At 61.9% G+C, this 23,606-nt stretch carries 26 protein-coding genes and 2 pseudogenes; 22 read left to right on the forward strand and 6 right to left on the reverse strand.

Features of this window, described 5'->3' with window-relative positions; all coding sequences use genetic code 11:
• Positions 1 to 29: 29 nt before the first annotated feature.
• On the reverse strand, positions 30 to 413 hold the full coding sequence (locus FJ973_RS07685; protein WP_140522910.1) for a phasin family protein: 384 nt from the start codon (positions 411 to 413) through the stop codon (positions 30 to 32).
• Positions 414 to 782: 369 nt separating this feature from the next.
• Here FJ973_RS07685 and FJ973_RS07690 point away from each other — a divergent pair, with 369 nt between their 5' ends.
• The 7 genes from FJ973_RS07690 to FJ973_RS07715 all read left to right on the forward strand — a co-directional run bounded on the left by FJ973_RS07690 (position 783) and on the right by FJ973_RS07715 (position 4,368).
• Positions 783 to 1,055, forward strand: coding sequence for a hypothetical protein (locus FJ973_RS07690; RefSeq protein WP_140522912.1), 273 nt, complete (start codon positions 783 to 785; stop codon positions 1,053 to 1,055).
• Between the two features lie 11 nt (positions 1,056 to 1,066).
• Complete coding sequence (locus tag FJ973_RS07695) at positions 1,067 to 1,249, forward strand: universal stress protein (RefSeq protein ID WP_224684587.1); 183 nt, start codon at positions 1,067 to 1,069, stop codon at positions 1,247 to 1,249.
• Between the two features lie 137 nt (positions 1,250 to 1,386).
• Positions 1,387 to 2,664: a 5-aminolevulinate synthase gene (hemA, locus tag FJ973_RS07700; RefSeq protein ID WP_140522914.1), complete on the forward strand. Its 1,278-nt coding sequence runs from the start codon at positions 1,387 to 1,389 to the stop codon at positions 2,662 to 2,664.
• Between the two features lie 114 nt (positions 2,665 to 2,778).
• The gene (locus FJ973_RS07705) at positions 2,779 to 3,213 is read left to right on the forward strand and encodes a DUF2267 domain-containing protein (protein ID WP_140522916.1); all 435 of its coding nucleotides are present in this window, start codon (positions 2,779 to 2,781) and stop codon (positions 3,211 to 3,213) included.
• A gap of 3 nt (positions 3,214 to 3,216) precedes the next feature.
• A complete protein-coding gene (locus FJ973_RS31255; RefSeq protein ID WP_224656349.1) occupies positions 3,217 to 3,507 on the forward strand; it encodes a phosphoribosyltransferase family protein in 291 nt (96 codons plus the stop codon).
• Positions 3,504 to 3,902, forward strand: coding sequence for a phosphoribosyltransferase family protein (locus tag FJ973_RS31260; protein ID WP_224656350.1), 399 nt, complete (start codon positions 3,504 to 3,506; stop codon positions 3,900 to 3,902). The genes FJ973_RS31255 and FJ973_RS31260 overlap by 4 nt, the downstream gene beginning before the upstream one ends.
• Positions 3,903 to 3,921: 19 nt before the next feature.
• Entirely contained in the window at positions 3,922 to 4,368 is a 447-nt protein-coding gene (locus FJ973_RS07715) for a pyridoxamine 5'-phosphate oxidase family protein (RefSeq protein WP_140522918.1), read from the forward strand.
• Between the two features lie 64 nt (positions 4,369 to 4,432).
• Here the strand turns inward: FJ973_RS07715 and FJ973_RS07720 are convergent, their stop codons facing one another.
• Positions 4,433 to 5,269: a universal stress protein gene (locus FJ973_RS07720; protein WP_140522920.1), complete on the reverse strand. Its 837-nt coding sequence runs from the start codon at positions 5,267 to 5,269 to the stop codon at positions 4,433 to 4,435.
• A 173-nt stretch (positions 5,270 to 5,442) separates the two neighbouring features.
• On the opposite strand from FJ973_RS07720, the gene FJ973_RS31720 reads away from it, so the two are divergent.
• Genes FJ973_RS31720 through FJ973_RS07730 form a run of 3 tightly spaced genes read left to right on the forward strand, consistent with a single transcriptional unit; the run spans position 5,443 to position 7,443 of the window.
• Complete coding sequence (locus FJ973_RS31720) at positions 5,443 to 5,598, forward strand: c-type cytochrome (RefSeq protein WP_318013166.1); 156 nt, start codon at positions 5,443 to 5,445, stop codon at positions 5,596 to 5,598.
• The gene (locus FJ973_RS31725; protein ID WP_318013167.1) at positions 5,595 to 5,840 is read left to right on the forward strand and encodes a hypothetical protein; all 246 of its coding nucleotides are present in this window, start codon (positions 5,595 to 5,597) and stop codon (positions 5,838 to 5,840) included. The genes FJ973_RS31720 and FJ973_RS31725 overlap by 4 nt, the downstream gene beginning before the upstream one ends.
• A 49-nt stretch (positions 5,841 to 5,889) precedes the next feature.
• Positions 5,890 to 7,443 (forward strand): bifunctional aminoglycoside phosphotransferase/ATP-binding protein, encoded by a 1,554-nt coding sequence (locus tag FJ973_RS07730; RefSeq protein ID WP_140522921.1) that lies wholly within the window; start codon positions 5,890 to 5,892, stop codon positions 7,441 to 7,443.
• A gap of 22 nt (positions 7,444 to 7,465) precedes the next feature.
• Here FJ973_RS07730 and FJ973_RS07735 read toward each other — a convergent pair whose 3' ends face one another.
• Complete coding sequence (locus FJ973_RS07735; RefSeq protein WP_140522923.1) at positions 7,466 to 10,144, reverse strand: bifunctional acetate--CoA ligase family protein/GNAT family N-acetyltransferase; 2,679 nt, start codon at positions 10,142 to 10,144, stop codon at positions 7,466 to 7,468.
• Positions 10,145 to 10,308: 164 nt separating this feature from the next.
• Between FJ973_RS07735 and FJ973_RS07740 the strand changes: the two genes are divergently transcribed.
• The 6 genes from FJ973_RS07740 (at position 10,309) to FJ973_RS07765 (ending at position 15,426) form a co-directional block, all read left to right on the forward strand.
• The gene (locus FJ973_RS07740) at positions 10,309 to 10,695 is read left to right on the forward strand and encodes a DUF302 domain-containing protein (RefSeq protein ID WP_140523416.1); all 387 of its coding nucleotides are present in this window, start codon (positions 10,309 to 10,311) and stop codon (positions 10,693 to 10,695) included.
• 34 nt (positions 10,696 to 10,729) lie between these two features.
• A complete protein-coding gene (locus FJ973_RS07745) occupies positions 10,730 to 12,583 on the forward strand; it encodes a heavy metal translocating P-type ATPase (protein ID WP_140522925.1) in 1,854 nt (617 codons plus the stop codon).
• A gap of 28 nt (positions 12,584 to 12,611) precedes the next feature.
• A complete protein-coding gene (gene trxC, locus FJ973_RS07750; protein WP_140522927.1) occupies positions 12,612 to 13,064 on the forward strand; it encodes a thioredoxin TrxC in 453 nt (150 codons plus the stop codon).
• Between the two features lie 13 nt (positions 13,065 to 13,077).
• Positions 13,078 to 14,331, forward strand: coding sequence for an MgtC/SapB family protein (locus FJ973_RS07755; protein WP_140522929.1), 1,254 nt, complete (start codon positions 13,078 to 13,080; stop codon positions 14,329 to 14,331).
• Positions 14,332 to 14,416: 85 nt separating this feature from the next.
• Complete coding sequence (locus FJ973_RS07760; protein ID WP_140522931.1) at positions 14,417 to 14,803, forward strand: hypothetical protein; 387 nt, start codon at positions 14,417 to 14,419, stop codon at positions 14,801 to 14,803.
• 32 nt (positions 14,804 to 14,835) lie between these two features.
• Positions 14,836 to 15,426, forward strand: a complete 591-nt coding sequence (locus FJ973_RS07765; RefSeq protein WP_140522933.1) for an NAD(P)H-dependent oxidoreductase — start codon at positions 14,836 to 14,838, stop codon at positions 15,424 to 15,426.
• A 14-nt stretch (positions 15,427 to 15,440) separates the two neighbouring features.
• On the opposite strand, the pseudogene FJ973_RS07770 reads toward FJ973_RS07765, so the two are convergent.
• Both FJ973_RS07770 and FJ973_RS07775 read right to left on the reverse strand, forming a co-directional pair.
• Positions 15,441 to 16,422, reverse strand: a pseudogene (locus FJ973_RS07770) (zinc-dependent alcohol dehydrogenase family protein).
• 150 nt (positions 16,423 to 16,572) lie between these two features.
• Positions 16,573 to 17,049, reverse strand: coding sequence for a plastocyanin/azurin family copper-binding protein (locus FJ973_RS07775; RefSeq protein ID WP_224656351.1), 477 nt, complete (start codon positions 17,047 to 17,049; stop codon positions 16,573 to 16,575).
• Positions 17,050 to 17,325: 276 nt separating this feature from the next.
• Here FJ973_RS07775 and FJ973_RS07780 point away from each other — a divergent pair, with 276 nt between their 5' ends.
• From FJ973_RS07780 to arcC, 6 genes are all read left to right on the forward strand, one after another.
• Complete coding sequence (locus FJ973_RS07780) at positions 17,326 to 17,604, forward strand: PepSY domain-containing protein (RefSeq protein ID WP_140522935.1); 279 nt, start codon at positions 17,326 to 17,328, stop codon at positions 17,602 to 17,604.
• Positions 17,582 to 18,178, forward strand: coding sequence for a cytochrome b/b6 domain-containing protein (locus FJ973_RS07785; RefSeq protein WP_318013168.1), 597 nt, complete (start codon positions 17,582 to 17,584; stop codon positions 18,176 to 18,178). The genes FJ973_RS07780 and FJ973_RS07785 overlap by 23 nt, the downstream gene beginning before the upstream one ends.
• Before the next feature lie 273 nt (positions 18,179 to 18,451).
• Positions 18,452 to 19,918, forward strand: a complete 1,467-nt coding sequence (gene arcD / locus FJ973_RS07790) for an arginine-ornithine antiporter (RefSeq protein WP_140522937.1) — start codon at positions 18,452 to 18,454, stop codon at positions 19,916 to 19,918.
• A 13-nt stretch (positions 19,919 to 19,931) separates the two neighbouring features.
• Complete coding sequence (locus FJ973_RS07795; RefSeq protein ID WP_140522939.1) at positions 19,932 to 21,146, forward strand: arginine deiminase; 1,215 nt, start codon at positions 19,932 to 19,934, stop codon at positions 21,144 to 21,146.
• A gap of 17 nt (positions 21,147 to 21,163) precedes the next feature.
• Positions 21,164 to 22,165: an ornithine carbamoyltransferase gene (gene argF / locus FJ973_RS07800; protein WP_140522941.1), complete on the forward strand. Its 1,002-nt coding sequence runs from the start codon at positions 21,164 to 21,166 to the stop codon at positions 22,163 to 22,165.
• A 1-nt stretch (position 22,166) separates the two neighbouring features.
• The gene (arcC, locus tag FJ973_RS07805; protein ID WP_140522943.1) at positions 22,167 to 23,072 is read left to right on the forward strand and encodes a carbamate kinase; all 906 of its coding nucleotides are present in this window, start codon (positions 22,167 to 22,169) and stop codon (positions 23,070 to 23,072) included.
• 337 nt (positions 23,073 to 23,409) lie between these two features.
• Here arcC and FJ973_RS07810 read toward each other — a convergent pair.
• Positions 23,410 to 23,568: pseudogene (locus FJ973_RS07810) on the reverse strand (MFS transporter); the annotation flags it as partial.
• Positions 23,569 to 23,606 lie beyond the last annotated feature (38 nt).

The raw sequence follows: 23,606 nt of genomic DNA on the forward strand, positions 1-23,606 counted from the left end.
ATGTTGTCTGACGACCTCCGCATTGCCGTCTACACGACAGTCTTAGCCGCGGCATCCTCGATCGCTATCCTGGCGCCCTTACGCATGTTTCTGGCCGTTTCGGAAGCGAGCCTGGAGGTCAATGCGGCGACCTTGCCGGCTTCGATCACGTATTGCGACGTCGCATTCTGCACGAAAGCAGCGAAGATGTCGAAGGCATCATTGAACTGCGGACCACTGATCAAGTCATCGGCCAGCCTCACGTCCTGCTCACAACGATGCTTCAGAAACGCCAGCGTTTCAACATTGAAGCGCATCATGGCCTTGAAGGCGTGCACCTGAAGGGACGCGGCGGCGAGGAAGAGCTTCTGGCCATTCTCCGCCACCGGCAACAATTGTGTGCCTAATGAGGATGGCTCGGGCTGAGTGTGCATTATCGACTACTCCGTTCTGAATCTCCACAGCACGACGTTGACGCCATTCGTCGTCATGTCCTTGATCAGGATCAACCCTATGGTCTTGCGGGCTGTACGAGCGTGCCGGCACCAGCCGTTTTCCTTGCTTTTACGCCTCCCTCTATTTGATGGCCAAGTCGGTTCAACCGCAGATGGAATGAGCGATGGCTTTTAAGATGATTATGGTGCAACTGGACGTAGACGCGACGCCGCGCCGCGCATCTCGATGGCATGGGATTTGGCTCAACGGCTCGAGGCCGACCTCTGGCTTCTAGCGCCGCCGAGCCGCATTTTGTCCTTCCGACCGGCACTGACGACCAGGCCGCGCCCAAGGCGTTGTGGTGCCAGGTGGAGGAGATAGAAGGTCGCCTCGACTGCCTGAGAGAGGAATTCCTGAGCACCGTCAACGGCAGCAATCGTGCATCTTGGCGCGCAAAGATAGGCAATCCCACGCGCGAACTTGCACTCAATGCGCGTGCTGCCGATTTGATCTTGACCGGCTCGCCGTCGACCGATCTGGTGGTCGACCATAATCGTATGCTGGATGCGGCGAGTCTCATCCTGGCGTCCCGTGGCGACGATGTCGCGGACGTTAGCTCTTTCTGGCACGGCACGGAGTGACAGCGCGATCTGTGGTCTTGGATGCGCGCCTCTCCGAACCGGCGGACATCCTCCTGCAGATCGGACAGGATATTGCGGCCGATCTCATAGTTCTCGGCGGCTACGGTCACAGTCGGCTACTGGAGAGGACCTTTGGCGGCGTGACGCGTTCTGTGCTGCGCAGCGGATCATTGCATCGGTTCATATCGACCTGAGCAGGCGGAGCCTCGGAGTCGTGATTTTGACATGAATCAAGGTCGTCCGTTGCCGCAAAGGGTTACGTCCAACCCTTGCCAAATTCGGTGTAGCCGATGCCCGCAGCGCGACAGCGAGTAAATAAGGAGATTCGGACATGAATTATCAGCGGTTCTTCGAGGACGCGATCGACCAGCTCCATGCGGAACGACGCTACCGCGTCTTTGCCGACCTCGAGCGCATAGCGGGCAAATTTCCGCGTGCCATCTGGCGCGCCAACGGCCGCGCAGAGGAAATCACCGTCTGGTGCTCCAACGACTATCTCGGCATGGGCCAGCACCCGGATGTCATCGCAGCGTTCCAGAACGCGGCGGGCCGGATGGGTTCGGGCGCCGGCGGCACCCGCAACATCTCCGGCACCAGCAATCCGCTGGTCGAACTCGAGCATGAGCTCGCCGACCTGCACGACAAGGAAGCCGCGCTGGTCTTCACCTCCGGTTTTGTCTCCAACGAAGCCTCGATCTCGACCATCGCGCGGCTTTTGCCCAACTGCCTGATCATTTCGGACGAGCTCAACCATGCCTCGATGATCGAAGGCGTGCGGCGCTCGGGCGCGGAAAAGAAGATTTTTCGCCACAACGATGTCGCGCACCTGGAAAGCCTGCTGCAGGCGGCGGGCCGCGAACGCGCCAAGCTGATCGTGTTCGAGAGCGTCTATTCGATGGATGGCGATATCGCGCCGATCCGGGAGATCGTCGACCTCGCCGAGCGCTATAACGCCATGACCTATATCGACGAGGTCCACGCCGTGGGCATGTATGGTCCGCGCGGCGGTGGCATCACCGAGCGGGAAGGCCTCGCCGACCGCATCAACATCATCGAGGGCACGCTGGCCAAGGCTTTCGGCACGCTGGGCGGCTACATCACCGGCACGAGTGCTGTCATCGACGCCGTGCGCTCCTATGCGCCGGGCTTCATCTTCACCACCGCGCTGCCGCCGGCCATCGCCGCCGCTGCCACCACCTCGATCCGTCATCTCAAGCGCTCGCAGGCCGAGCGTGACGCCCAGCAGCAGCAGGCGACGCGGACCAAGCAGATCCTCTCCGCCGCCGGCCTGCCGGTGATGGAATCGGCGACCCATATCGTGCCAGTGCTGGTTGGCGACCCCGAGCTTTGCAAGATGGCAAGCGACCGGCTGCTCGGCGTGCACGGCATCTACATCCAGCCGATCAACTATCCGACCGTGCCGCGCGGCACGGAGCGGCTGCGCATCACGCCGACGCCGTTCCATTCGGATGCGCTGATCGCCGAGCTGCAGGACGCCCTGGTCGAGACCTGGGACGCGCTCGGCATTTCCTATGGTTCAGCAGGACGACCTTCCGTGGCCAAGACCGACCGGATCATTCCCCTGCTGGTGCAGCAGGCTTTTGGCTGAACTGGCGCCCAGCACCTCCGGTTCGTTTGACGCAGAGCCCGAACGATTTGATCCCGCTCAATGCTCAGAGCCTTATTATGCCCCAGAATGGCGCCAAATCTCAGGAGCATCGCCATGGGTCCTTGTCCTCACACGTCCTTCGCTGACTTCACGCATGCCGGCCAGCAGGCGCAACAATGGGTCAAGGAGCTCGCCAAAGACCTCTGCTGGAGCGAACCGAGCGCGTGCCGGCTGCTGAGGGCTGTCCTGCACACGGTGCGGGACTGGCTGTCGCCGGCGGAAATGGCCGATCTCTCGGCGCAACTGCCTGTTTTGGTCCGCGGCATCTATTTCGAAGGTTGGAAGCCGTCGGTGCCTGCGCATGAGCGCACGAAGCGCGACTTCATTATCAGTGTCAGAAACAGTTTCGGCTACGATGAGGAGATCGATTTCGATGTCGCGATCAGTGCCGTGTTCAAGCTTCTCGACCGTCACATTTCGCATGGCGAGATCGTACAGGTCAGAAACTCGATGAAAAAGTCGCTGCGAAACCTGTGGCCGGTGGATTGACCGATGTTCCGTGACCGGGAAGACGCTGGAGCGAAGCTTGGCCTGGAGCTGAGCAGACTTCAACTGCATCGGCCCATCGTACTGGCATTGCCGCGTGGCGGCGTGCCCGTCGCAGTGGAAGTGGCCAAAGCCCTCAACGCTCCTCTTGACCTGCTGATCGTCCGCAAGATCGGCGCCCCGGGCAATCCCGAATTGGCTGTTGCCGCAATCATCGATGGCGACCCTGGGGAGGTCGTGCTGAACCGTGAAATTGTCGAGCCTATGGGCTCGACGACGACGCCTTACGTGTCTTGATTGCAAATGAACGTCCTGAACTCGAACGCCGGCGCGTTGCCTATCGTGGCAAGACCAAACCGATGTCGATCGCAGGAAAGACGGCTATCATCGTCGATGACGGTGTCGCGACCGGTACGACCATGAAAATCGCGATCCGCGCCCTCAAGCGCCGGTCACCGAGGGAAATCGTCGTGGCGGTTCCCGTTTCACCGCAAGTGACGGTCGCCGCGCTGGAGCAGGAAGCGGACCGTGTAGTCTGCCTCAGTAGGCCAGGACAGTTCCAGGCCTTGAGCCATCATTATCGCCAGTTCCCGCAACTCTCTGACAACGACGTTGTCTCCGCTATGGACGAGGCTGCCCAGCTGTACAAAACTGGCCAGTGGCACGTTTCCGGCCTGGTTCAAAGGCCATGAAGAACAGGAGATCGAACTGATGCAGATCCGCACGCTTTCTGCTTTGGAATGTACCAAATTGCTGACGGCCAATCGCGTGGGCCGCCTGGCATGCGCAAAGGATGGACAGCCCTATGTCGTGCCGTTCCACTACGCCTATTCGGACGCCCATCTTTACGCGTTTTCCATGCCGGGCAAAAAGATCGAATGGATGCGGGCCAATCCGCTGGTGTGCGTCCAGGTGGATGAGCATGGACAGGGGCGGGGATGGAGAAGCGTCGTTGTTGACGGCCGATACGAAGAACTGCCTGACCGGATCGGCCACAAGCTTGAGCGGGATCATGCCTGGACGGTCTTGAGCAAGCACTCCGACTGGTGGGAACCCGGCGCACTCAAGCCGCTGGTTCCTCCCACAGCCGACAGTGCGCCGCATGTCTTCTTTCGGATCCTGATCGAACGGGTATCGGGACGGGAAGCGAGCGAGTAGTCATTCCATCAATTTGCGCGAGATGCGAAGGGCTGGCGCAATCTGCACCGGCCCTTTTGGATTGTTATCGCGCCATTAAGACCGGTAGTGACGAGCCCTCAAGCATTGACTTAGTGACCCCGCCGAAGATTCGCTCCCGCAGGCGGGAATGACCATAGGCGCCCATGACCAAGAGCTCGGCCGCGACGTCGCCGGCATGCTGGCGAAGCACGTCGGCAACCGAATGATTCGAACTCGGTAGCCGCTCGACGGTAACCTTCACGCCGTGCCGGGCAAGATAAGCCGCGGCATCTGCACCTGGCTCGTCGCCGTGATGGAACTCATTTTCGATGGGATCGATGATGACAAGGCGCACATCTTCGGCGCCTTTCAGCATATCGAGCGACTCGCGGACGGCGCGCGATGACTCCAGGCGGGCGTCCCATGCAACGAGGATGCGTTTCGGCTTCAGCGTCGGGCGCGAGCCCTCGGGAACAAGCAGGATGGGCTTTCCCGATGAAAACAGCGTGCCCTCGATGACTTTCTCCTTCAGCGCATGGCTTGCCAGCAGATCTGGTCCGAGAAGGGTCAGATCGGCGTAGCGGGCACGCCTTCCGATGACGTCGTCGGCCCATCCCATGTCGGGATAGTCGTCGCTCAGATCGGCCGATACGGCAGTCTGGGAGAGAAAGCCGGCGACGTCTGATTTTCGTTTCTCAAGCCTTCTCAACTCGGCCTGCCGCTCCGCAAGCCAGGCAGGCGAGACGACAGCGGCATACTCGCCCCCAGAGGGCGGCGCGGCCAGCTCGAGAACGAGCACGGAGAGATGGGCACCGACCTGTTCGCACAGTGAGGCGGCCAGCTTTAGATCGGCTTCGCCCTGGTTCGGCCCAGTAACCGTAAGCAGCGTCCTGAAAGTCACGGCGGCAACTCCTGATTTCGATTGAAAGGTCAATCTGGCTTCAGTCATTAGCGCGGGTGCCCGGCGCGCTCATTGCGCTGAATCAAATACCGTGACCGCGGGGCATTTGATCCGCATCAACGTACTGCCAAACCAGGGCTGTAGGTTTTCAGCTAATCAATCGGAAAACGCAGATGAAATTCCTGATCGCGGCGGCTCTGGCAGGATTGGCCTTCAACGCGGCTCGCGCCCAGGAACTTGGCGACGGCAAGGCCGAATACATGAACTCGTGCGCGGTCTGCCATGGTCCGGAAGGCAAGGGGGACGGCCCGTTGGCGACGAGTTGTTGAAGCGGCCGAGCGACCTGACGCGCCTCTCCAGGCGCAATGGCGGCGAATTCCCTTACTGGCGTGTTTATGCCGTGATCGACGGCCGCGCCATGGTGCCGGCGCATGGCGAGCGCGACATGCCGGTGTGGGGCAGCCAATTCCTGCCTGCCGACGTGAAGAAATATGGCCCGAACGCAGGCGAAATCGTCACCAGGGAACGGATCCATGAGTTGGCAGGCTATGTCCAGACATTGCAGCAATGAACGCAGCTCGCGCAAACGAAATACGCAAAACACACGTGGAAGGCCGGCCATGATCGTCGATGAGCAGCAAGCCGCTGCCTCTTTTCTGCTTGATCCTGCTACCCATGGCGCGGTCGGGGCCGTCGAGGCGATCGAGACTCACATTTCCCGTATTTTCCTCGTTGGCCAACGCGCCTACAAGATGAAGCGGGGGGTCAAGCTGCCCTATGTCGATTTCTCGGCGCCGGCCCTCAGGCTTGCCGCTTGCGAGAAAGAGGTGGAACTCAACTCGAAGACCGCGCCCGGCCTCTATTTGGTCGTGCGTCGAATCACCCGCGAAGCCGACGGCAAACTGGCTTTCAATGGCACCGGCCAAATGGTCGATGCTGCGATCGAGATGGTCCGCTTCGACCAGTCGAAGCTCCTCGATCGGATGGCAACCGCCGGAGAATTGACGCCGGCGCTGATGACCGCGGTTGCGCGCATGATCGTCAGCTACCACCGTGCCGCGCCGACGATCCACAATGGCGGCGGCTCATCAAATCTGGCTGGCGTGCTCGACATCAACGAGGCTGGCTTTGCCACCAGCCACGTTTTCGCAAAAGCTGAGGTCACGAGCTTTGCCGAGGCCTTCCGCAACGCCCTCGCCCGGCATTCCGGATTGCTCGACCGCCGGGAAGCCGCAGGCAAGATCCGCGGCTGCCATGGCGACCTGCATTTGCACAACATCTGCCTTTTAGACAGCGAGCCTCGCCTCTTCGACTGTATCGAATTCAACGACCAGATCGCCAGCATCGACGTTTTATACGACCTTGCTTTCCTGTTGATGGATCTTTGGCATCGCGGTTTTCCGCAGCTCGCCAACCTTGTGATGAACCGCTATCTCGATGAAGCCGACGACGAGGATGGGTTCGTGCTGCTGCCCTTTTTCATGGCTGTGCGGGCTGCCGTGCGCGCCCACGTCATCGCAACGCAGGTCGAGGAACGCAGCGCCGACAGCGACAGGCTGGTTGCCGAGGCGAGATCCTATTTCGACCTTGCCCGAACATTTCTCCAGGAAAAACCGGCGCGACTCGTTGCCGTTGGCGGTCTGAGTGGCTCGGGAAAGACGACCGTTGCCGAGGCGCTGGCCGCCCATTTCGGTGCAGCGCCAGGCGCCCGCATTGTCGAAAGCGACCGCGTCCGCAAGGCCATGCATGGTGTACCGCCGGAGACCAGGCTGCCGGACAAAGCCTATCGGCCCGAAGTTTCCGATCGCGTCTACCGCGAAATGGCATGGCGCGCCGGCCTGATCCTTTCGCAGGGCGGCTCGGTCGTGGCCGATGCCGTTTTCGACAGACCCGCCGATCGTGAGCGGATCGAGAAAGCGGCGCGCAGCCGGGCTATCAGATTCTCCGGATTTTGGTTGGAGGCGGCCCCGCTTGTCCTGTGGCAGCGGGTCAGCGAGCGCAAGGGCGGCCCTTCAGATGCCACGATCGAGATACTCTCGCGGCAATTGGAGCGAAATGCCACCCAGTCTGGCTGGCGAAAAATCGACGCTGATCGGATGCTCGCCGACATTGTCTTGGAATTGAGAAGGCACTCAGAGAGCGATGCGTCCGAAACCCTGTGCACAGCGTCCTGATCGGTGCAGCGGGCGATCGGCCTCAACTGAGTTCGAGCGTTACCTCGACAAGGCCGGGTTCGCTAGGATGACGCCTTATCGAGAAGCCAAACTCGCGGCACATGGCCAACATCCTCGTGTTCTCGGCGAGCATTATCCCTTCGATTCGTCCGATCCCATCGGCCCTCGCATAATCGACGATCTGGCTGAGCAATTCCCAGCCAAGACCATTACCCTGGAGATCTGTACGCACCAGCAAGGCGTATTCGGCGACGGTGTGGTCGGGATCGCAAGATATCCGGCTGATACCGGCCAGCGCGCCGGAGCTCGTATTCAGCGCAACGAAAGCCATGTTGCGACCGTAGTCTAGCTGGGTGAGCCGCTTCAGCATCTGGTCGGAGAAGCTTTTGCGGGGCGACAGAAAACGCAGGCGCAGATCATCGGGCGAAATCCTGGCAAGGAATTCGGGATAGAGCGAGATGTCGGCCGGCTTGATCGGACGGATATTGTAGTCGATGTCGCCCGCCGAAAACACCTTTTCCCAACCCGACGGATAGGGCCTTATGGCAAGTGCCGGGTTCGGCCCCGCCTCTTCCACCCGTTCCGGCTCGATCTCGATGCGGGCGTCGAGTGCAATCACACCCTCGGCGTCGGCCAGCAGCGGATTGATATCCACCGCAACGAGGCACGGAAAGTCGACGATCATCTGCGATAGGCCGTTGAGTGAAGCAATGATCGATTGCCGATCGGCCGGCTTGCGATCACGAAACCCGGCAAGAACGCGGCCGATCCGGGTTTGGTCGATTAGGTCACCGGCAAGAATGTCGTCGAGCGGCGGCAACGCGATCGCCGTGTCGTTCATCACTTCGACCGCGACGCCCCCGGCTCCAAAGAGGATGACTGGCCCGAAGATCGGGTCGCGGCTTATCCCGAGGATGAGTTCCTGCGCCTGTTTTCGCGCCACCATTGGCTGAACGGCATAGCCTTCAATGTCGGCTTGCGGTGCGTGCTTGCGCACGCGCGCCTCGATTGCGCGTGCCGCCTCCCCGGCGGCAACGGGGTCGGCGATGCCAAGCACCACCCCACCAATGTCCGACTTGTGCGTGATCGCCTTGGACAGGAGTTTGACGACGGCCTGCTCGGATGTCTTGAGGAACCGGCTGGCTGCCAGTTGCGCTTCGGCAGGAGATCTGGCGACGATCGTCTCGGGGACAGGGATGCCGTAGGCCGAGATTGCCGCCTTGGCTTCGGACTCGGTCAGCATACGCCGCCCTTCCCTGGCGACGGCCCTGAATATTGCAAGCGCGGCTTCCCGGTCGCTCGCGATGTCGCTGCGGCTCGACGGCGTGCGCATCAATGCCCGCTGGGCACGCGACCATTCGCTGAGATAAGAAACCGCCGTTGCGGCGTCCGCCGGCGTCTCGAAGCTGGCAAGACCAGCATCCTGAAGAACACGTCGCCCCTCGCGCGCCGTGTGTTCGCCGAGCCAGCAGGTCAGGACAGGTTTGCCGCTGATCTTGCCGCCCTGCGCGAGCACCGCCACGGCGCTTGCCGCGGCAAGCGGCGAGCCGAGCCCAGTCGGGCAGTTCATGACCAGGACGACGTCGGTGCCGGCATCGGCCATGATCGCCTCGATCGCGGCGGCATAGCGTTCTGGCGGGGCGTCCCCGATAATGTCGACCGGATTGGCGTGGGACCATGTACTCGGCAGGACGGCATCCAGACGAGTGATCGTTTCCGGCGATAGCTCGGCCAGGTGCCCGTTGCCTTCGACGAGTTGATCGACGGCAAGCACGCCGGCGCCGCCACCATTGGTGACTATGCCGACGCGGGCTCGTTCCAGCGGAACGAAACGGGCGGTCGTTTCAACCGCATCGAACAACTCGGTGAGACCTTTGACGCGCAGTATGCCAGCACGCAGCAATGCCGCATCGACGACGCGATCGGCGCCCGATAGCGCGCCGGTATGGGTCGCGGCTGCTTTGGCTGATTGCTCGTGCCGGCCCGACTTTATCGCAATCACCGGCTTTATGCGTGCCGCCGCACGCGCGGCCGAGATGAACTTGCGCGGATTGGGGATGGTTTCGAGATACATTACGATGGCGCGCGTGTGCATGTCGCCCGCCAGCATGTCGAGACAATCTCCCACGTCGACATCCGCCATGTCGCCCAGAGAGACGATCTGGGCGAAGCCGACATTGTTGTCCGCCGCCCAGTCTATCAGCGACGTCGCGATGGCGCCGGATTGCGACAGCAGCGCGATGCTGCCGGGTTTGGCGGCCATGTGCGCAAATCCAGCATTGAGCTTCAATGGCGGGATCATCAGCCCGACCGTGTTCGGCCCAATGATGCGGAAAACGGTGGGCTTGGCCGCATCGAGCATCGCCTGACGCAGGCCGTTTTCGTGCGTGAGCCCGGCGGTGATGACGATCGCCGCCCGCGTGCCCTTCTCTGCAAGGTCGCGCACTATGGCCGGAACTGTTCGGGGCGGCGTGACGATGACACCAAGGTCTGGAACGCCTGGAAGATCGGCCGCCTTGGCATAGGATTGCCGACCAGCCACTTGCGAATATTTCGGGTTGACCGGCCAGATCTCGCCCTCGAAGCCGCCGCTGACCATATTGTCGAAGACGACGCGGCCGACGGAGCCTTCGCGCACCGATGCGCCGAATACGGCGACCGACCTCGGGGCGAACGCATGTTCAAGATTTCGGATCGTCACCGGTGGGTCTCCCGTTCGCGGCGATAGTCGCCAATCGATCCTGCCCCTTCATTGCGCTGGATCAAAGCCTCGTCCGGTTCTCGCGATTAGCTGTTGCAAGAGGGTTCGAAGCGGTCGCTTGCGACGTAGCAGCCACTGCTGCGGTCAAGGATTGGAGAGTTAAGATGAGTTACTATTTCAGCAAGATCGTCGCCATGCCGTTCACAGCGGCAATCGACCACGTGAGCGACAAGCTCGCAAGCAAGGGGTTTGGCGTTCTGACCTCGATCAATGTTCAGCAGACCATGAAGGCCAAGCTTGGTGAAGATTTCAGGCCCTATGTGATCCTGGGCGCGTGCAATCCGCATTTCGCCTGGCGAGCCCTTCAGGCCGAAGACAAGATCGGAACCATGCTGCCCTGCAATGTCATCGTCACCGAGGTCGAACCAGGAAAGGTAGAAGTCGCGGCGGTGGATCCGGTCGCTTCAATGGGGGCCATCGCCAATCGCGAGCTTGCGCAGGTCGCGAACGTTGTGCGTCGCGTGCTCGAGGAGATGGTCCGCGAGCTCTAGCGCCAAAGGGGCCATCAAGGTTGAGGGACATCGGATGAGCGAGTCTGCTCTACGACGCGCATTGCTGGTCATCGCTATCCTGGGTCTCGCCGTCGGAGCCGGAGCCTGGCGAACGGGGCTCGGTCCCATCGAAGCCCACACGATCTGGACGGTGTCGACCTTGCCCGTGGTGGCGGCTCTCGCAATCTCCATTCTGCGCGATTTCTGGATCGGCCGCTTCGGCGTTGATGCGATTGCGCTGGTCTCGATGTCCGCCGCGCTGCTGCTCGGACAACCGCTTGCGGCAGTGGTGGTCGCTATCATGTATGCCGGTGGTACAGTCCTTGAGGATTTCGCTCGTGGCCGCGCGGAACGGAACCTCAAGGCGTTGACCGACCGATCGCCGCGTGTGGCCCATCGGACGACAACCCGAGGGACAGAGACAGTCCCCGTCGAAGATGTTGCTGTCGGGGACGAGCTTCTGGTCCGGGCCGGCGAATTGCTTCCCGTCGATGGTATATTGCTTGATCCTTCGGCCTCCCTCAACGAGTCCGCGGTGACCGGCGAGCCGCTGCCCGAGCGGCGGATAGCGGGCGACACGCTGCGCAGCGGCACCATCAATGCCGGCGAGACATTCAGCATGCAGGCTTCCGCCTTGGCAGACCAGAGCACCTATGCCGCGATCGTACGCATGGTCGCTGCAGCGCAGACGGCGAAATCCCCCTTCATTCGCATGGCCGACCGTTTCGCCCTGTTCCTGCTGCCTGCCACTCTGGTGGTTTCCGGCGCCGCCTGGTACATCTCCGGTGATCCAATCCGGGCGCTGGCCGTGCTGGTAGTCGCCACACCTTGCCCGCTCATCCTGGCTGCCCCTGTTGCCTTCATCGGCGGCGTCTCGCGTGCCGCGCGTGCAGGCATCCTGATGAAAGGCAGCGCGGCTCTGGAAGCGCTTGCGCAAGTCCGAACCGCGATCTTCGACAAGACGGGGACCTTGACCATCGGCGGCGCCGAGCTCATCGACATCGAAGCCGCACCCGGCTGTGAAGCGAACCAATCGCTGCAGCTGCTGGCATCCCTGGAACAGGCATCGCACCATGTGCTCGCCGACTCGATCATCCGGGCGGCGCGCGGCAGGCAGCTGATGCTTTCGCATCCGCATGATGTCAGCGAGCATCGCGGTGCAGGCCTCAACGGCCGGGTCGACACCATGTCGGTCGCGGCTGGATCGCGGGCTTTCGTGCTCGCCGACGAGCCGCTGCCCGGCTGGGCGAAAAGCGGCGAAGAAAAATACCGGGACGAGCCGGTGCTTAGGGTTTTTGTCGCCGTCGCTGGAGAGCTTGCTGGGATTTTCACCTTGGGCGATGCGTTGCGTCCTGATGCACGCGACGCGCTCGCCAATCTGCGCTCGGCTGGCATCACGCGCATGGTCATGCTTACAGGTGATGACAGTGCGGCAGCAAAGCGTGTTTCCTCCAGGCTTGATCTGGATGTCATCATCGCCGATGCCGTCCCTGCGGACAAGGTCACCACCGTCGAGGCCGAGAAAGCAACAGCGCCCACAATGATGGTTGGCGATGGCATCAACGATGCACCTGCCCTTGCCGCCGCAACGGTCGGTATCGCCATGGGCGCCCGTGGTGCGACCGCCTCCTCCGAGGCGGCCGACGTCATCGTGCTGACCGACAGGCTGCAGCCGGTTGCGGACGCGGTTCGGATTGCACGGCGAACGCGATCGATCGCCTTGCAGAGCATCATCGCCGGGCTGGCGTTGTCCGGGCTGGCAATGATCGCGGCGGCCATGGGGCAGATCACGCCGGTTGCCGGAGCGCTGCTTCAGGAGGGGATTGACGTCGCGGTTATCCTGAACGCCTTGCGCACGCTTGGCGATGGGCATCTGTGGCGCGCATAGTGGTTGAGAACAAAATCGGTGAATGGCGATGGCACAGCAAAATCTGGTGGTTTGCAGCAAATGCGGTGGGGTCAACCGCCTGCCGCCAGCCCGCAATGCCAGTGAGGCGAAATGCGGAAAGTGCGGGACCGCGCTGTTTTCGGGTCACCCGGAAGATGTCGACGCCGCGCGTTTCGATCATCAGATCGCGCGCAGCAGTCTGCCCGTTGTCGTCGACGTCTGGGCACCCTGGTGCGGCCCCTGCAAGATGATGGCGCCAGCCTATGAAGCGGCGGCAAGTGAACTGGAGCCGCATGTTCGTCTGATCAAACTCAACTCCGACAATGAGCAGGCTGTCGCGGCCAGGCTCGGCATCCGTGGCATTCCGACCATGATCCTGTTCCATGGCGGGCGCGAGATCGCGCGCACATCCGGCGCAATGACGGCAGGCCAAATCGTCAGGTGGGTTCGTGACCGCCTGCCGCCAACGGTCACCGCCTGAAGTCGTCGCGCCAATGGATCCGATCATCGCCCGGCTTGGGCTGGCGCTCGCAATAGGTCTTCTTGTCGGCTTGGAGCGTGGTTGGCAGGAGCGGGACGCGCCCGATCGCAGTCGCACAGCTGGCATCCGGACATTCGGCATATCTGGCCTGCTGGGTGGCGTGCTCGCTGCACTCGCCAACGCACTCGGCGCTGTATCCGTGCTGGTCGGCGGGTTCATCGCCTTTGCGACAATCTTTGCCTGGTACAAGGCACGCGAGGCTGCCCATGACGAGGACTTCAGCGTCACCAGCGTGATCGCGGGCCTGGGGGTGTTTGCCCTTGGCGCGCTTTCCGTCGCCGGCGATTATCGTGCTGCAGCCGCCGGTGGCGCGGCATTGGCGGTAATCCTGGCCAGCCGCGAGGTCCTGCACGGTCTTTTGAAGCGACTGACCTGGGTCGAACTGCGTTCGGCGCTGGTCCTTGCGGTGATGACGGCGATCGTCTTGCCCTTGCTGCCAAACCGCACGATCGACCCGTGGGCCGGTTTCAATCCCTGGGAAGTCTGGTTCCTGACGGTGCTGATGGCCTCGATTTCGTTCGCCGGATACGTGGCTGTTCGCATTCTGGGAAATACACGCGGTCTGCTGGTCAGTTCGCTCACCGGTGCAATCGTCTCTTCCACAGCAGTGACCTTGGCGCTTGCCCGCAATGCCGCGTCGGCAAGCAATCCGCTGCCGCTCGCCGGGGCGGCGTCCCTGGCAGCAATGGTTTCGGTGCTCCGCGTCTGCGCCGTGGTTCTGATCGTCGAGCCAAGTGTGCTCGCATCGGTCGTGATTCCGGCGATTACCGCAGCGCTTGCCTTCGCTGTCTGCGGCGCATTGCTGCTGGCTCGTGACAGCGGGAACGGTAAAGGCAGCGCGATCGCGCGCAATCCATTCGAACTGGGCCCCTTGCTGCTCTTCGCCTTGCTCTTTGCCATCGTCGCGACCGCAAGTGCCGGGCTGGCCGTTCAATTCGGTGGGCGCGGTCTGCTGGCGAGTTCGGCGCTGGCCGGCGCATTCGATGTCGATGTCTCGGTGCTTGGCGCGCTGCGCCTGGTCAAGCATTCCGTGTCCGTCGAGACCGTGGGCCAGGCCGTGCTCGCGGCGCTCGCAGCAAACGCGATCGGTCGCCTGTCGCTCGCAGTATTTGCTGGTCCGATCACGTTCTGGTTGCCACTGGCCGTCACAACACTGATAGCCGCGGCCATGGGTATCTGCGCCCTGTTGTTGCTCGGTCCTGGATAGAAGTGCTGTGCTCGCGCTTTTTTTGATACGGATCAAGAGCTAGGTCCCGCCACCGCTCTATGAAACTCCGTAGAAGGAGTTCGCCATGACCAGTGTGAAGGACCTCACCCCGAAATTCCGCAACGTCCGGCTGCTGCTCGCCCGTGAGAAAGGTCATCCGGAAGGCGACCGCGAAGAGGGCTATGACGTGCTCGCTCCGTTGACCGGCGAAGGCCGGATCGATGCGCAAGAGTGGAAATCGCACAAGGCCTCGTGCCGCGTTCGCCGATTTCGCACTGGCGAGGAGGATCTGGTCGGTCGGCTGAGGCGCAAGCCCGGCGGACATTGGTTCTTCGACTATGCCGACGGCGACCGCGACGACGAGATCGGCTTTCGTCTCGGCGACGAACGGTTCGTGACCGGCGAGTATGTGTCGATCGAGCGCAACGGCGCCATGCACACGTACCAGGTGGCGAGGGTCGAGCGGCCCTGACGCGGCGACGCAAGGCTCCCCTGGAGTAGACCATGTCGCGACGCATCTTGATTGTGGTCGGCCATCCCGATCCGTCCCCGGACCGGCTCTGCCGCGGTCTCGCCAGGGCCTATGGCGAGGGCGCGGAGAAGGCGGGGCACGCCGTCCGCCGGGTCGACCTGGCGGCGATCGATTTCCCGATGCTGCGGACAATGCAGGAGTTCGAGCACGGTTCAATTCCCGATGAACTGAAGGACGCAGCCGAAGCGATCGTCTGGGCGGAGCACATTGTCTTTGTTTTTCCGCTGTGGCTTGGGACCATGCCGGCCATGCTCAAGGCATTTCTGGAACAGGTCATGCGGCCGGGGACGGCCTTTGCCTATCCGGACAAGGGCGGCAGCTTTACCAAGACACTGCTTCGCGGCCGCTCCGCGCGCGTTGTGGTGACGATGGGTATGCCTTCCGTTCTTTACCGGCTATGGTTCCTGGGACACGGCATCGCCGGCATGAAGCGAAGCATCCTGCATTTTGTCGGTATCAGTCCGGTGCGCGAGACGTTGTTCGGCATGGTCGCCGGCGCCAGCGATGCGACCCGCGCGAAGTGGATCAGCCAGATCCGAAATCTTGGCGAGCGGGCCAGATAATCCTCAACCGCCAATCACGGTACCAGGACGGCGGCGCCGCTCAATCTGCCTTGCCTCAGATCGTCCAGTGCCTGATTGGCCTGTTCCAGTGAGTAGACCTTGGTGTGGGTGCGTGCCTGCGCACGCTTGGCAATGGGGAAAAACTCTTCGGCATCGCGGCGCGTCAGGTTTGCCACCGACACCAGTTCGCGCTCTTCCCAGAGCAACTCGTAGGCCATCGCCTGAATGTCACTCATAGGGATGCCGCCGCAAACCACCCGGCCGCCCTTGCGGACGGCACCAAGCGCGATCGGCACCAAGTCACCCACAGGAGCAAAGATGATCGCGGCATCGAGTTGCCCGGGCGGAAGTTGATCCGAACCGCCCGCCCAGGTCGCTCCAAGCGAGCGCGCGAAATCCTGTGCTTGCTCGTCACCGGGCCGGGTGACAGCGAAAATCTCACGGCCTTGCCAGATCGCGATCTGAGCGACGATGTGCGCGGCGGCGCCGAAGCCGTAAATCCCGAGCCGCTTGCCGTCGCCGGCCTTCTTCAGGCATCGCCAGCCGATCAGGCCGGCGCAAAGCAAGGGTGCCAGCGATACGGGGTCGGCATCCCGGTCCAGATCGAAGGCGAATTGCGCGTCGGCAATGACATGGCTGGCAAAGCCGCCATCGCGCGTGTAGCCCGTGAAATCTGGCTGATCGCAAAGATTTTCATGTCCTGTGGCGCAGTAGGGACAACGCCCGCAAGTATGCCCAAGCCATGGCACACCGACTCTCTGCCCGATCCTGGAAGGCGCCACCCCCTTGCCCACGGCATCGACGATGCCGACGATTTCGTGACCGGGAACGAGCGGCAATTTTGGGTGATGCAGATCGCCATCTATGACGTGAGATCGGTCCGACAGATAGCGCATGCCTCGACCTTCAACCTGATCTCACCCATCCCCGGTAAGGGGTCGAATCTTCGACCAGTTTCAAGGGAGTGCCTATGCTTTCGAGCACCATTGCTCTTATGACGCGCTCCATGTTGCCCCGCAAACAAACGAAGCCGATTACGATCAACTCCTCCGCTATTCCCGGCACCAGGCGATGGGATGCGATCCGGGCAACCTTTCGAAAACGGCGACAAGTCGCAGGCTCCTAGCGCTGCTCTGTTTTGGGGGTTCATGGACCGACGGTGAACTCGGTCCACATGCCGGCGCCAAAATGACCTGGCACGTTGCAGATAAGCAGGTATTTTCCAGCCTTCAGGTCGACGGTCAATGTGCCCGATTTGCCGGGATCGAGCTCCGAAACCTCGCCCTTGTCGCCCGCCTTGTCTTCGTCGACCCGGTTCTCGGCCTCAACATAGGGAAGCGGCTTGCCGGGATCGGCAAGGTACATCACGATCATTTCGTGAACGGTGTCCTTGGAGTCATTCTTCACTTTGAATGTGACCTCCCCGGCCTTCACGGCTCCGGGGGACGCCTTGATGCCCATGGTGGCCTTCGAGAGATCGCGTCCTGGCGTTGCATAAGCAAGAGCCATCGGCATCTCCGTACTCGCGCCCTTGTCCGAAAGCGAGACCTGAACAAGCTCGGCAGTCCGCGCAACGCCCGCACTGCTTGCCATCAGCATTGCGGCCGCAAGCCCGAGCGCCACTCTCCTCGATATGGTTTCCACGGTATTCCTCTTTCAGGACGGCAGCAGAAGCGCTCTACATCCTGGCGGTCATCATGCTCGCAGCACACCCGCGGTCGTTGCGCCAGATCAAACCGACCGATGCGAGCCCGATCTGCGGCCCGACCAAACTGTCAGCCAGTTGTCAGGTTGAAGTGGTTATTTCGGAACCAATGACGGCGAAAAGGCCGTCTGACAGACCGATCGAAATCCACCCGCAGGCGCAAAATCGGCGCCCAACTCCCGAATGGAGCCATCATGTATCGCACACTCGTCCTCGCCGCTCTCGCTGGCATGATTGCAGGACCGGCGCTCGCCGCCGGCGACAGCTGCAGCACCGCCCCGAAATCACAGTTCAAGCCCAAGGCAACGCTCGAGGCGCAATTGACCGGCCAAGGCCTCACCGTGCGCCAGATCAAGGTCGAGAAGGGTTGCTACGAAGTCTACGCGGTCGACAAGGCCGGCAAGAAAGTCAACCTGGCCTACAATGCCGAAACCCTTGAAAAGCTCGACAATGCCGAAGCCGGCGAAAACTGATCTGCGTGTTTCAGCCACTGCGGACGTGCAGCCATCTTCGCAGATGGTGCGCGTCTGGGACCTGGTCGTACGGAGTTTCCACTGGGCGCTGGTGCTCAGCTTCGTAACGGCCTGGTTCACCTCCCATTCCTCCGAGGTCTTGCACCATTTGGCAGGTTACGCCGCCGCCGCCCTGGTCGTGATGCGGCTCCTGTGGGGCGTTGTGGGCACGCCCTATGCGCGGTTCACTCAATTCGTGCGAGACCCGGCGACGGTGCTGCGCTATCTCTCTGCAATACCGAGCGGTCGCGAAGCCCGCTACATCGGCCACAACCCGGCCGGCGGCGCAATGGTGGTCGCGCTGATGGCTGCGATGGGGTCAACCGCACTGACCGGCTGGCTGATGACTACGGACGCCTATTTCGGCGTGTCGCGGGTTGAAACGGCGCACAGCCTGAGCGCGCACGGCTTACTTGTGCTGGTCCTCTTCCATATAGGCGGCGTCGCGCTGGCAAGCTTTCGCCATCGCGAAAACCTGGTACGGGCCATGATCACCGGGCGAAAACGCAAAGCCGAGTCGGCGGACATCGCCTGACGACCTGCCAATGGGCCAAATTCGATTTGCGCCCCGGCCGATATCGGGGGCGCGTGTCGGTCGCTCCTTGTTCAACATGGCCCTGGAAGCGCGCGATGCGACATGGGCGGAGCGGATAATATAAGAGCAGGCATTGGTGCGGCGACCCAGAAACCGGAACACCAACGCCACTCTTTTTATTCAGCAACCGCTTATTGACCCGCATCAAAGCTGCCGGTCCTGCCTTCCTGTTTATTGCCTCCCATCAGAGCTTTCAAAAGTGGGGAGAGCATCATGACTACGGCTGATTTCAACATCCCGGTTCCGCAAGTCGGTACCTTGGCGCCTGCGAAACTTCGATTGGGGTCGTTGACCGCCTTGGTCATCGGCTCGATGGTCGGGTCCGGCGTCTTCAGCCTGCCGCAGAACATGGCGGCAGGCGCTGGTCCCCTCGCAATTCTGATTGGCTGGGGTATCACCGCGTTCGGCATGCTGGCGCTGGTCTTCGTCTATCAATCGCTTGCGACCCGCAAGCCCGAGCTCGACGCCGGTCCCTATGCTTACGCCAAGGCCGGCTTTGGTCCCTTCATCGGCTTTAACAGCGCCTGGGGCTACTGGATCAGTGCCTGGGTCGGCAACGTCTCCTATGCTGTGATCGTGTTCAGCGCCCTGTCCTATTTCTTTCCGGCCTTCGGTGACGGAAACACCTGGCAGGCGGTGCTCGGCGCATCGGTCCTGCTGTGGCTGATCCACATCCTGGTTCTCGCCGGCATCCGGCAGGCCGCGGTCGTCAACCTCATAGTCACCGCGGCAAAGATCGCTCCGATCGTCCTGTTCGTTGGCGTTGTTGCCGTTGCCTTCAAGCTTCAGGTCTGGTCCCTCGACTTTACCGGTCTCGGCAACGCCAGTCTCGGCTCGATCACCGCACAGGTGAAGAGCACGATGCTGGTGACGTTGTGGGTGTTTATCGGCATCGAGGGCGCCAGCGTCTTTTCTGGCCGTGCGGAGCGCCGCAAGGACATCGCCACCGCGACGGTTCTTGGCTTCTTCACATGCCTCGCGCTCTACGCCCTGGTGTCGCTGCTGTCACTCGGCGTCCTCAGTCAACCCGAACTCGCCGGCCTGAAGAACCCCTCCATGGCCGGTGTGCTAGAAGCCGTTGTCGGCCCGTGGGGCGCTAGCCTCATCAACATCGCGCTCGTGGTGTCGGTGGTCGGCGCCTTCCTGAGCTGGACGCTGCTTGCGGCTGAAATTCCGCATGTCGCCGCCAAGGACGGCACAATGCCGAAGTTCTTCGGCTGGGAGAGCGAACGCGGTGTGCCATCGACCTCGCTGCTGATCACCAACCTGCTCGTCCAGGCATTCCTGGTGATCACGCTCTTCGCCCAAAGCACCTATCAAGCGCTGTTCTACATCGCGTCGGCCGCGATCCTGGTTCCCTACATTTTTTCCGGAGCTTACGCAGCCAAGCTCGCGCTGACCGACGAGAGTTACGGGAATGGCGAGCAGCGCGTCGGGGCTCTTTTTGCCGGATTGCTGGCCACGGTCTACGGACTGTGGCTCGTCTATGCGGCGGGACCCGCCTACCTGTTCATGTGCGCGATCCTCTATGCGCCCGGCATCATCTTCTACATCTGGGCGCGCCGCGAAACCAACCAGCGTGTGTTCCACCCTGCCGAAGCAGCGCTCGCCGCAGCTCTCGTCGCCGTCGCCATCCTCGCCGTTTACGAGATGTGGACCGGCGCCGTCAGCCCGCTTTGAAGGGATCGGTTCGATGACAAGCCTGGGTGTTCACTCCGAAGTCGGCCGTCTGCGCGAGGTTATGGTCCATCGTCCGGACCTCAGCCTGCGCAGGCTGACGCCGGAGAACTGCAAGGCGCTGCTTTTCGATGACGTGCTATGGGTCAAGCGCGCCCGCCAGGAGCACGATGTCTTCGTCGATGCATTGCGTGAACGCGGCGTCGTGGTCCATTCCTTCGGAGAGCTCCTGGCTGAGACGATGAGCCTGGCCAAGGCCCGCGAGTGGCTTCTCGACCGCAGGGTCCACCCCGGGGTCGTCGGTCTCGACATGGTCAATGAGCTGCGCGGATGGCTCGATGATATGCCGTCGGCGCAGCTTTCGTCCTTCCTCGTCGGCGGGGTTGCCAGGGCGGAGCTTCCTTTCGAACCCAAAGGTCTGACCGGGAGGACGCTCGCCCCCCAAGATTTCGTGCTGCCGCCGCTTCCGAACCAGCTGTTCACCCGCGACAGTTCCTGCTGGATCTACGGCTCAGTCTCGGTCAATTCCATGTACTGGGCTGCGCGGCGCCCTGAAGCCGCCAACGTCGAGGCCGTCTACCGCTTCCATCCTCGCTTTCGCGACAGCGGCATACCTTTCGTGTCGCCGGACCTAGGCACAGGCACGAGCCTCGAAGGCGGCGACGTTATGCCGATCGGTGGCGGGACTGTTCTCGTCGGCATGGGGGAGCGCACCACGCCGCAAGCCGTTGGCGACCTGGCCCGCAAGCTGTTCGCAGCCGGTGAGGCAACACGCGTGATTGCCGCCTTGATGCCACGCGACCGCAGTTTCATGCATCTCGACACCGTCTTCACCTTCTGCGATCGCGATCTTGTGACCTTGTATCCACCGGTGGTCGACCGCTTGCGCTCCTTCTCGCTGCGGCCGGGCGATGGCGAGGCGGCGGTCGAGGTCACGGATGAGGCAAAACCATTCACGGCTGTCATTGCCGAAGCGCTTGGGCTGAAAACGCTCCGAATCATCGCCACCGGTGGCGACCGCTACGAGGCCGAACGCGAACAATGGGATGATGGCAACAATGTCGTTGCGGTCGAACCCGGCGTGGTGGTCGGTTATGACCGCAACGTCTACACCAACACGCTTCTGCGCCGCGCGGGCATCGAAGTGATCACCGTCGAGGGGGCTGAACTCAGCCGCGGCCGCGGCGGTGGCCATTGCATGACCTGTCCGGTGGTCCGCGACGCAATCTGACGTGAAAGGAATTCTGGATGTCGACCAATCTTCACGGCCGCTCCGTCCTGACGCTGGACGATCTCACCGCCGATGAAATCCGCTTTCTTCTTAAGCTTGCCGCGGACCTCAAGGCGGCCAAACTCGCCGGGCATGAGATCCCGCGTCTGGTCAGGAAAAACATCGCACTGATCTTCGAGAAGGACTCGACTCGCACGCGCACAGGGTTCGAAGTCGCGGCCTACGACCAGGGCGCACACGTGACTTACTTTGGTCCCAGCGGCAGCCATATTGGCCACAAGGAATCGATGAAGGACACGGCGCGCGTGCTCGGTCGCATGTACGATGCGATCGAATATCGCGGCTTTGGCCAGCACCAGGCGGAATTGCTTGCCGCGCATGCCGGCGTGCCCGTCTACAACGGCCTCACCAACGAGGCGCATCCAACACAGATCCTCGCCGACCTCATGACCATGCGCGAATACACGCACAAGCATCTTTCGGACATGACCGTCACCTTCGTCGGCGAAGGGCGCGACAACGTCGCGCTGTCGCTGGCACTAGGCGCAGCCAAGGTCGGTATCGACATGCGCATCGCCTCGCCAAGGGAGCTCTGGCCGGATGAGGTATTTTGCGGCCATGTCGGAGAGCTCGCAGCACAAAGCGGCGGCCGCTTCCGGCTCGACGAGAATGTGACGGGTTGCGTCCAGGATGCCGATTTCATTTACACCGACGTGTGGATGTCAATGGGCGAGGACAAATCCGGCTGGGCCGAGCGTATTCGTCTTTTGACACCCTACCGCGTGACCGGCGAGGTAATGGCTGCCGCCGGCAACCCCCACGTCAAATTCATGCATTGCCTGCCGGCGTTCCATGACACGGATACCGAGATCGGTGCCTTCGTTGCGAAGGAATATGGCATCGATTGCATGGAGGTCACCCACCAGGTGTTCGAGTCTGCTGCCTCCATCGTTTTTGATCAGGCCGAAAATCGCATGCATACAATCAAGGCGCTCCTCGTCGCCACGATCGGTAACTGAGATGCTGATCGTCGTTGCACTTGGCGGAAACGCGCTACTGCGACGCGGCGAACCGATGACGGCCGAAAACCAGCGCGCCAACATCGTGCGCGCTGCCGCTGTGTTGGCGAAGCTGGTCAACACAGGGCACTCGATTGTCGTCACGCACGGCAACGGTCCGCAGGTGGGACTGTTGGCCCTGCAGGCAGCGACAACTGCGGACGGTCGCACATTTCCACTCGACGTGCTTGGCGCCGAGAGCGCGGGGATGATCGGCTACGTCATTGAGCAGGAGCTCTGCAACCTCCTTAAGGAGAGGCTTTTTGCGACGCTGCTGACGCAGGTGAGGGTCGATCCGCAGGATCCGGCCTTCGCTCATCCAACGAAGCCTATCGGCCCTGTCTACGATGAGACAACCGCACGCAGGCTTGCCAGCGAGCGCGATTGGCAGATCGCGCCAGATGGCGACAAGTGGCGCCGCGTCGTGCCTTCGCCCAGGCCCCTGGCAATCCTGGAAGCATCGGTAATCGCGTTCCTGGTCGAGCGCGGCGTGATCGTCATCTGCACCGGTGGCGGCGGTGTTCCTGTGATAGCAAGGGAGGACGGCAGTCTTTGCGGTGTGGAGGCAGTCATCGATAAGGACCTGGCAAGCGCACTTCTCGCCCGACAGCTGAGAGCCGACATGCTGCTCATGCTGACCGATGTCGACGCCGTTTATGAAGGCTACGGCACGCCGGGCGCTCGCGCGCTTCGTCAAGTGCGGTCAACGGAAATATCAGGGCGGAATTTTGCAGTGGGATCGATGGGGCCAAAGATCGAAGCTGCGGTCGAATTCGCGCAAGCGACTGGCAATCCTTCAGCGATAGGCCAACTCAAGGACGCCGTTGAAATCGTCAAAGGCGAGCGAGGCACCCTGTTCGCCCCCTGAGCCGTCCGGCCTTCAAGGCCTTCGAGCATTTTTCCAGCCGGGTTGCTCGCTGAGATCCCAGTACCTCTAAAATTCATCGTCATGCGCATCGCTTGATCGCCGTCAAGGCAAGCCGCGTCGCACGTTAGGTTGCTCCTGGAAACGCGAACGGGGCGCCGGCGGATGAGCTACAAATCCATTCGCTTGAACGTGGACATTGACGGTCCGATCGAGCCCATTGCCAGGGTAGGTATCGACCTCGCCCGGTTGATAGGCTTTTTGCGCGGCCGAAGCTCCGCTGCCGGTGACAATGGCTCCGGAAGGCGCCGAGCTGGCCGCGCAGTTTGTGGGAGCAGTCGATGGCGAGCGCAGTGCCGAGCACCGCGCCCGCATCTGCGCCGGCAAGATCATAGGCGAGAAGCCCGAGCGCGACAGTGGCGAGGCCGGTGCCGATGAGCGCGATGACCTGCGCCATGAACAGATGCCGATAGGTGCGATCGGCGAGAACTTCCAGCATGATTATCTTCTCGGGATGCTTGGGCGGCGTAAGGTGCC

The organism is Mesorhizobium sp. B2-1-3 (assembly GCF_006442495.1).
GTDB lineage: Bacteria > Pseudomonadota > Alphaproteobacteria > Rhizobiales > Rhizobiaceae > Mesorhizobium.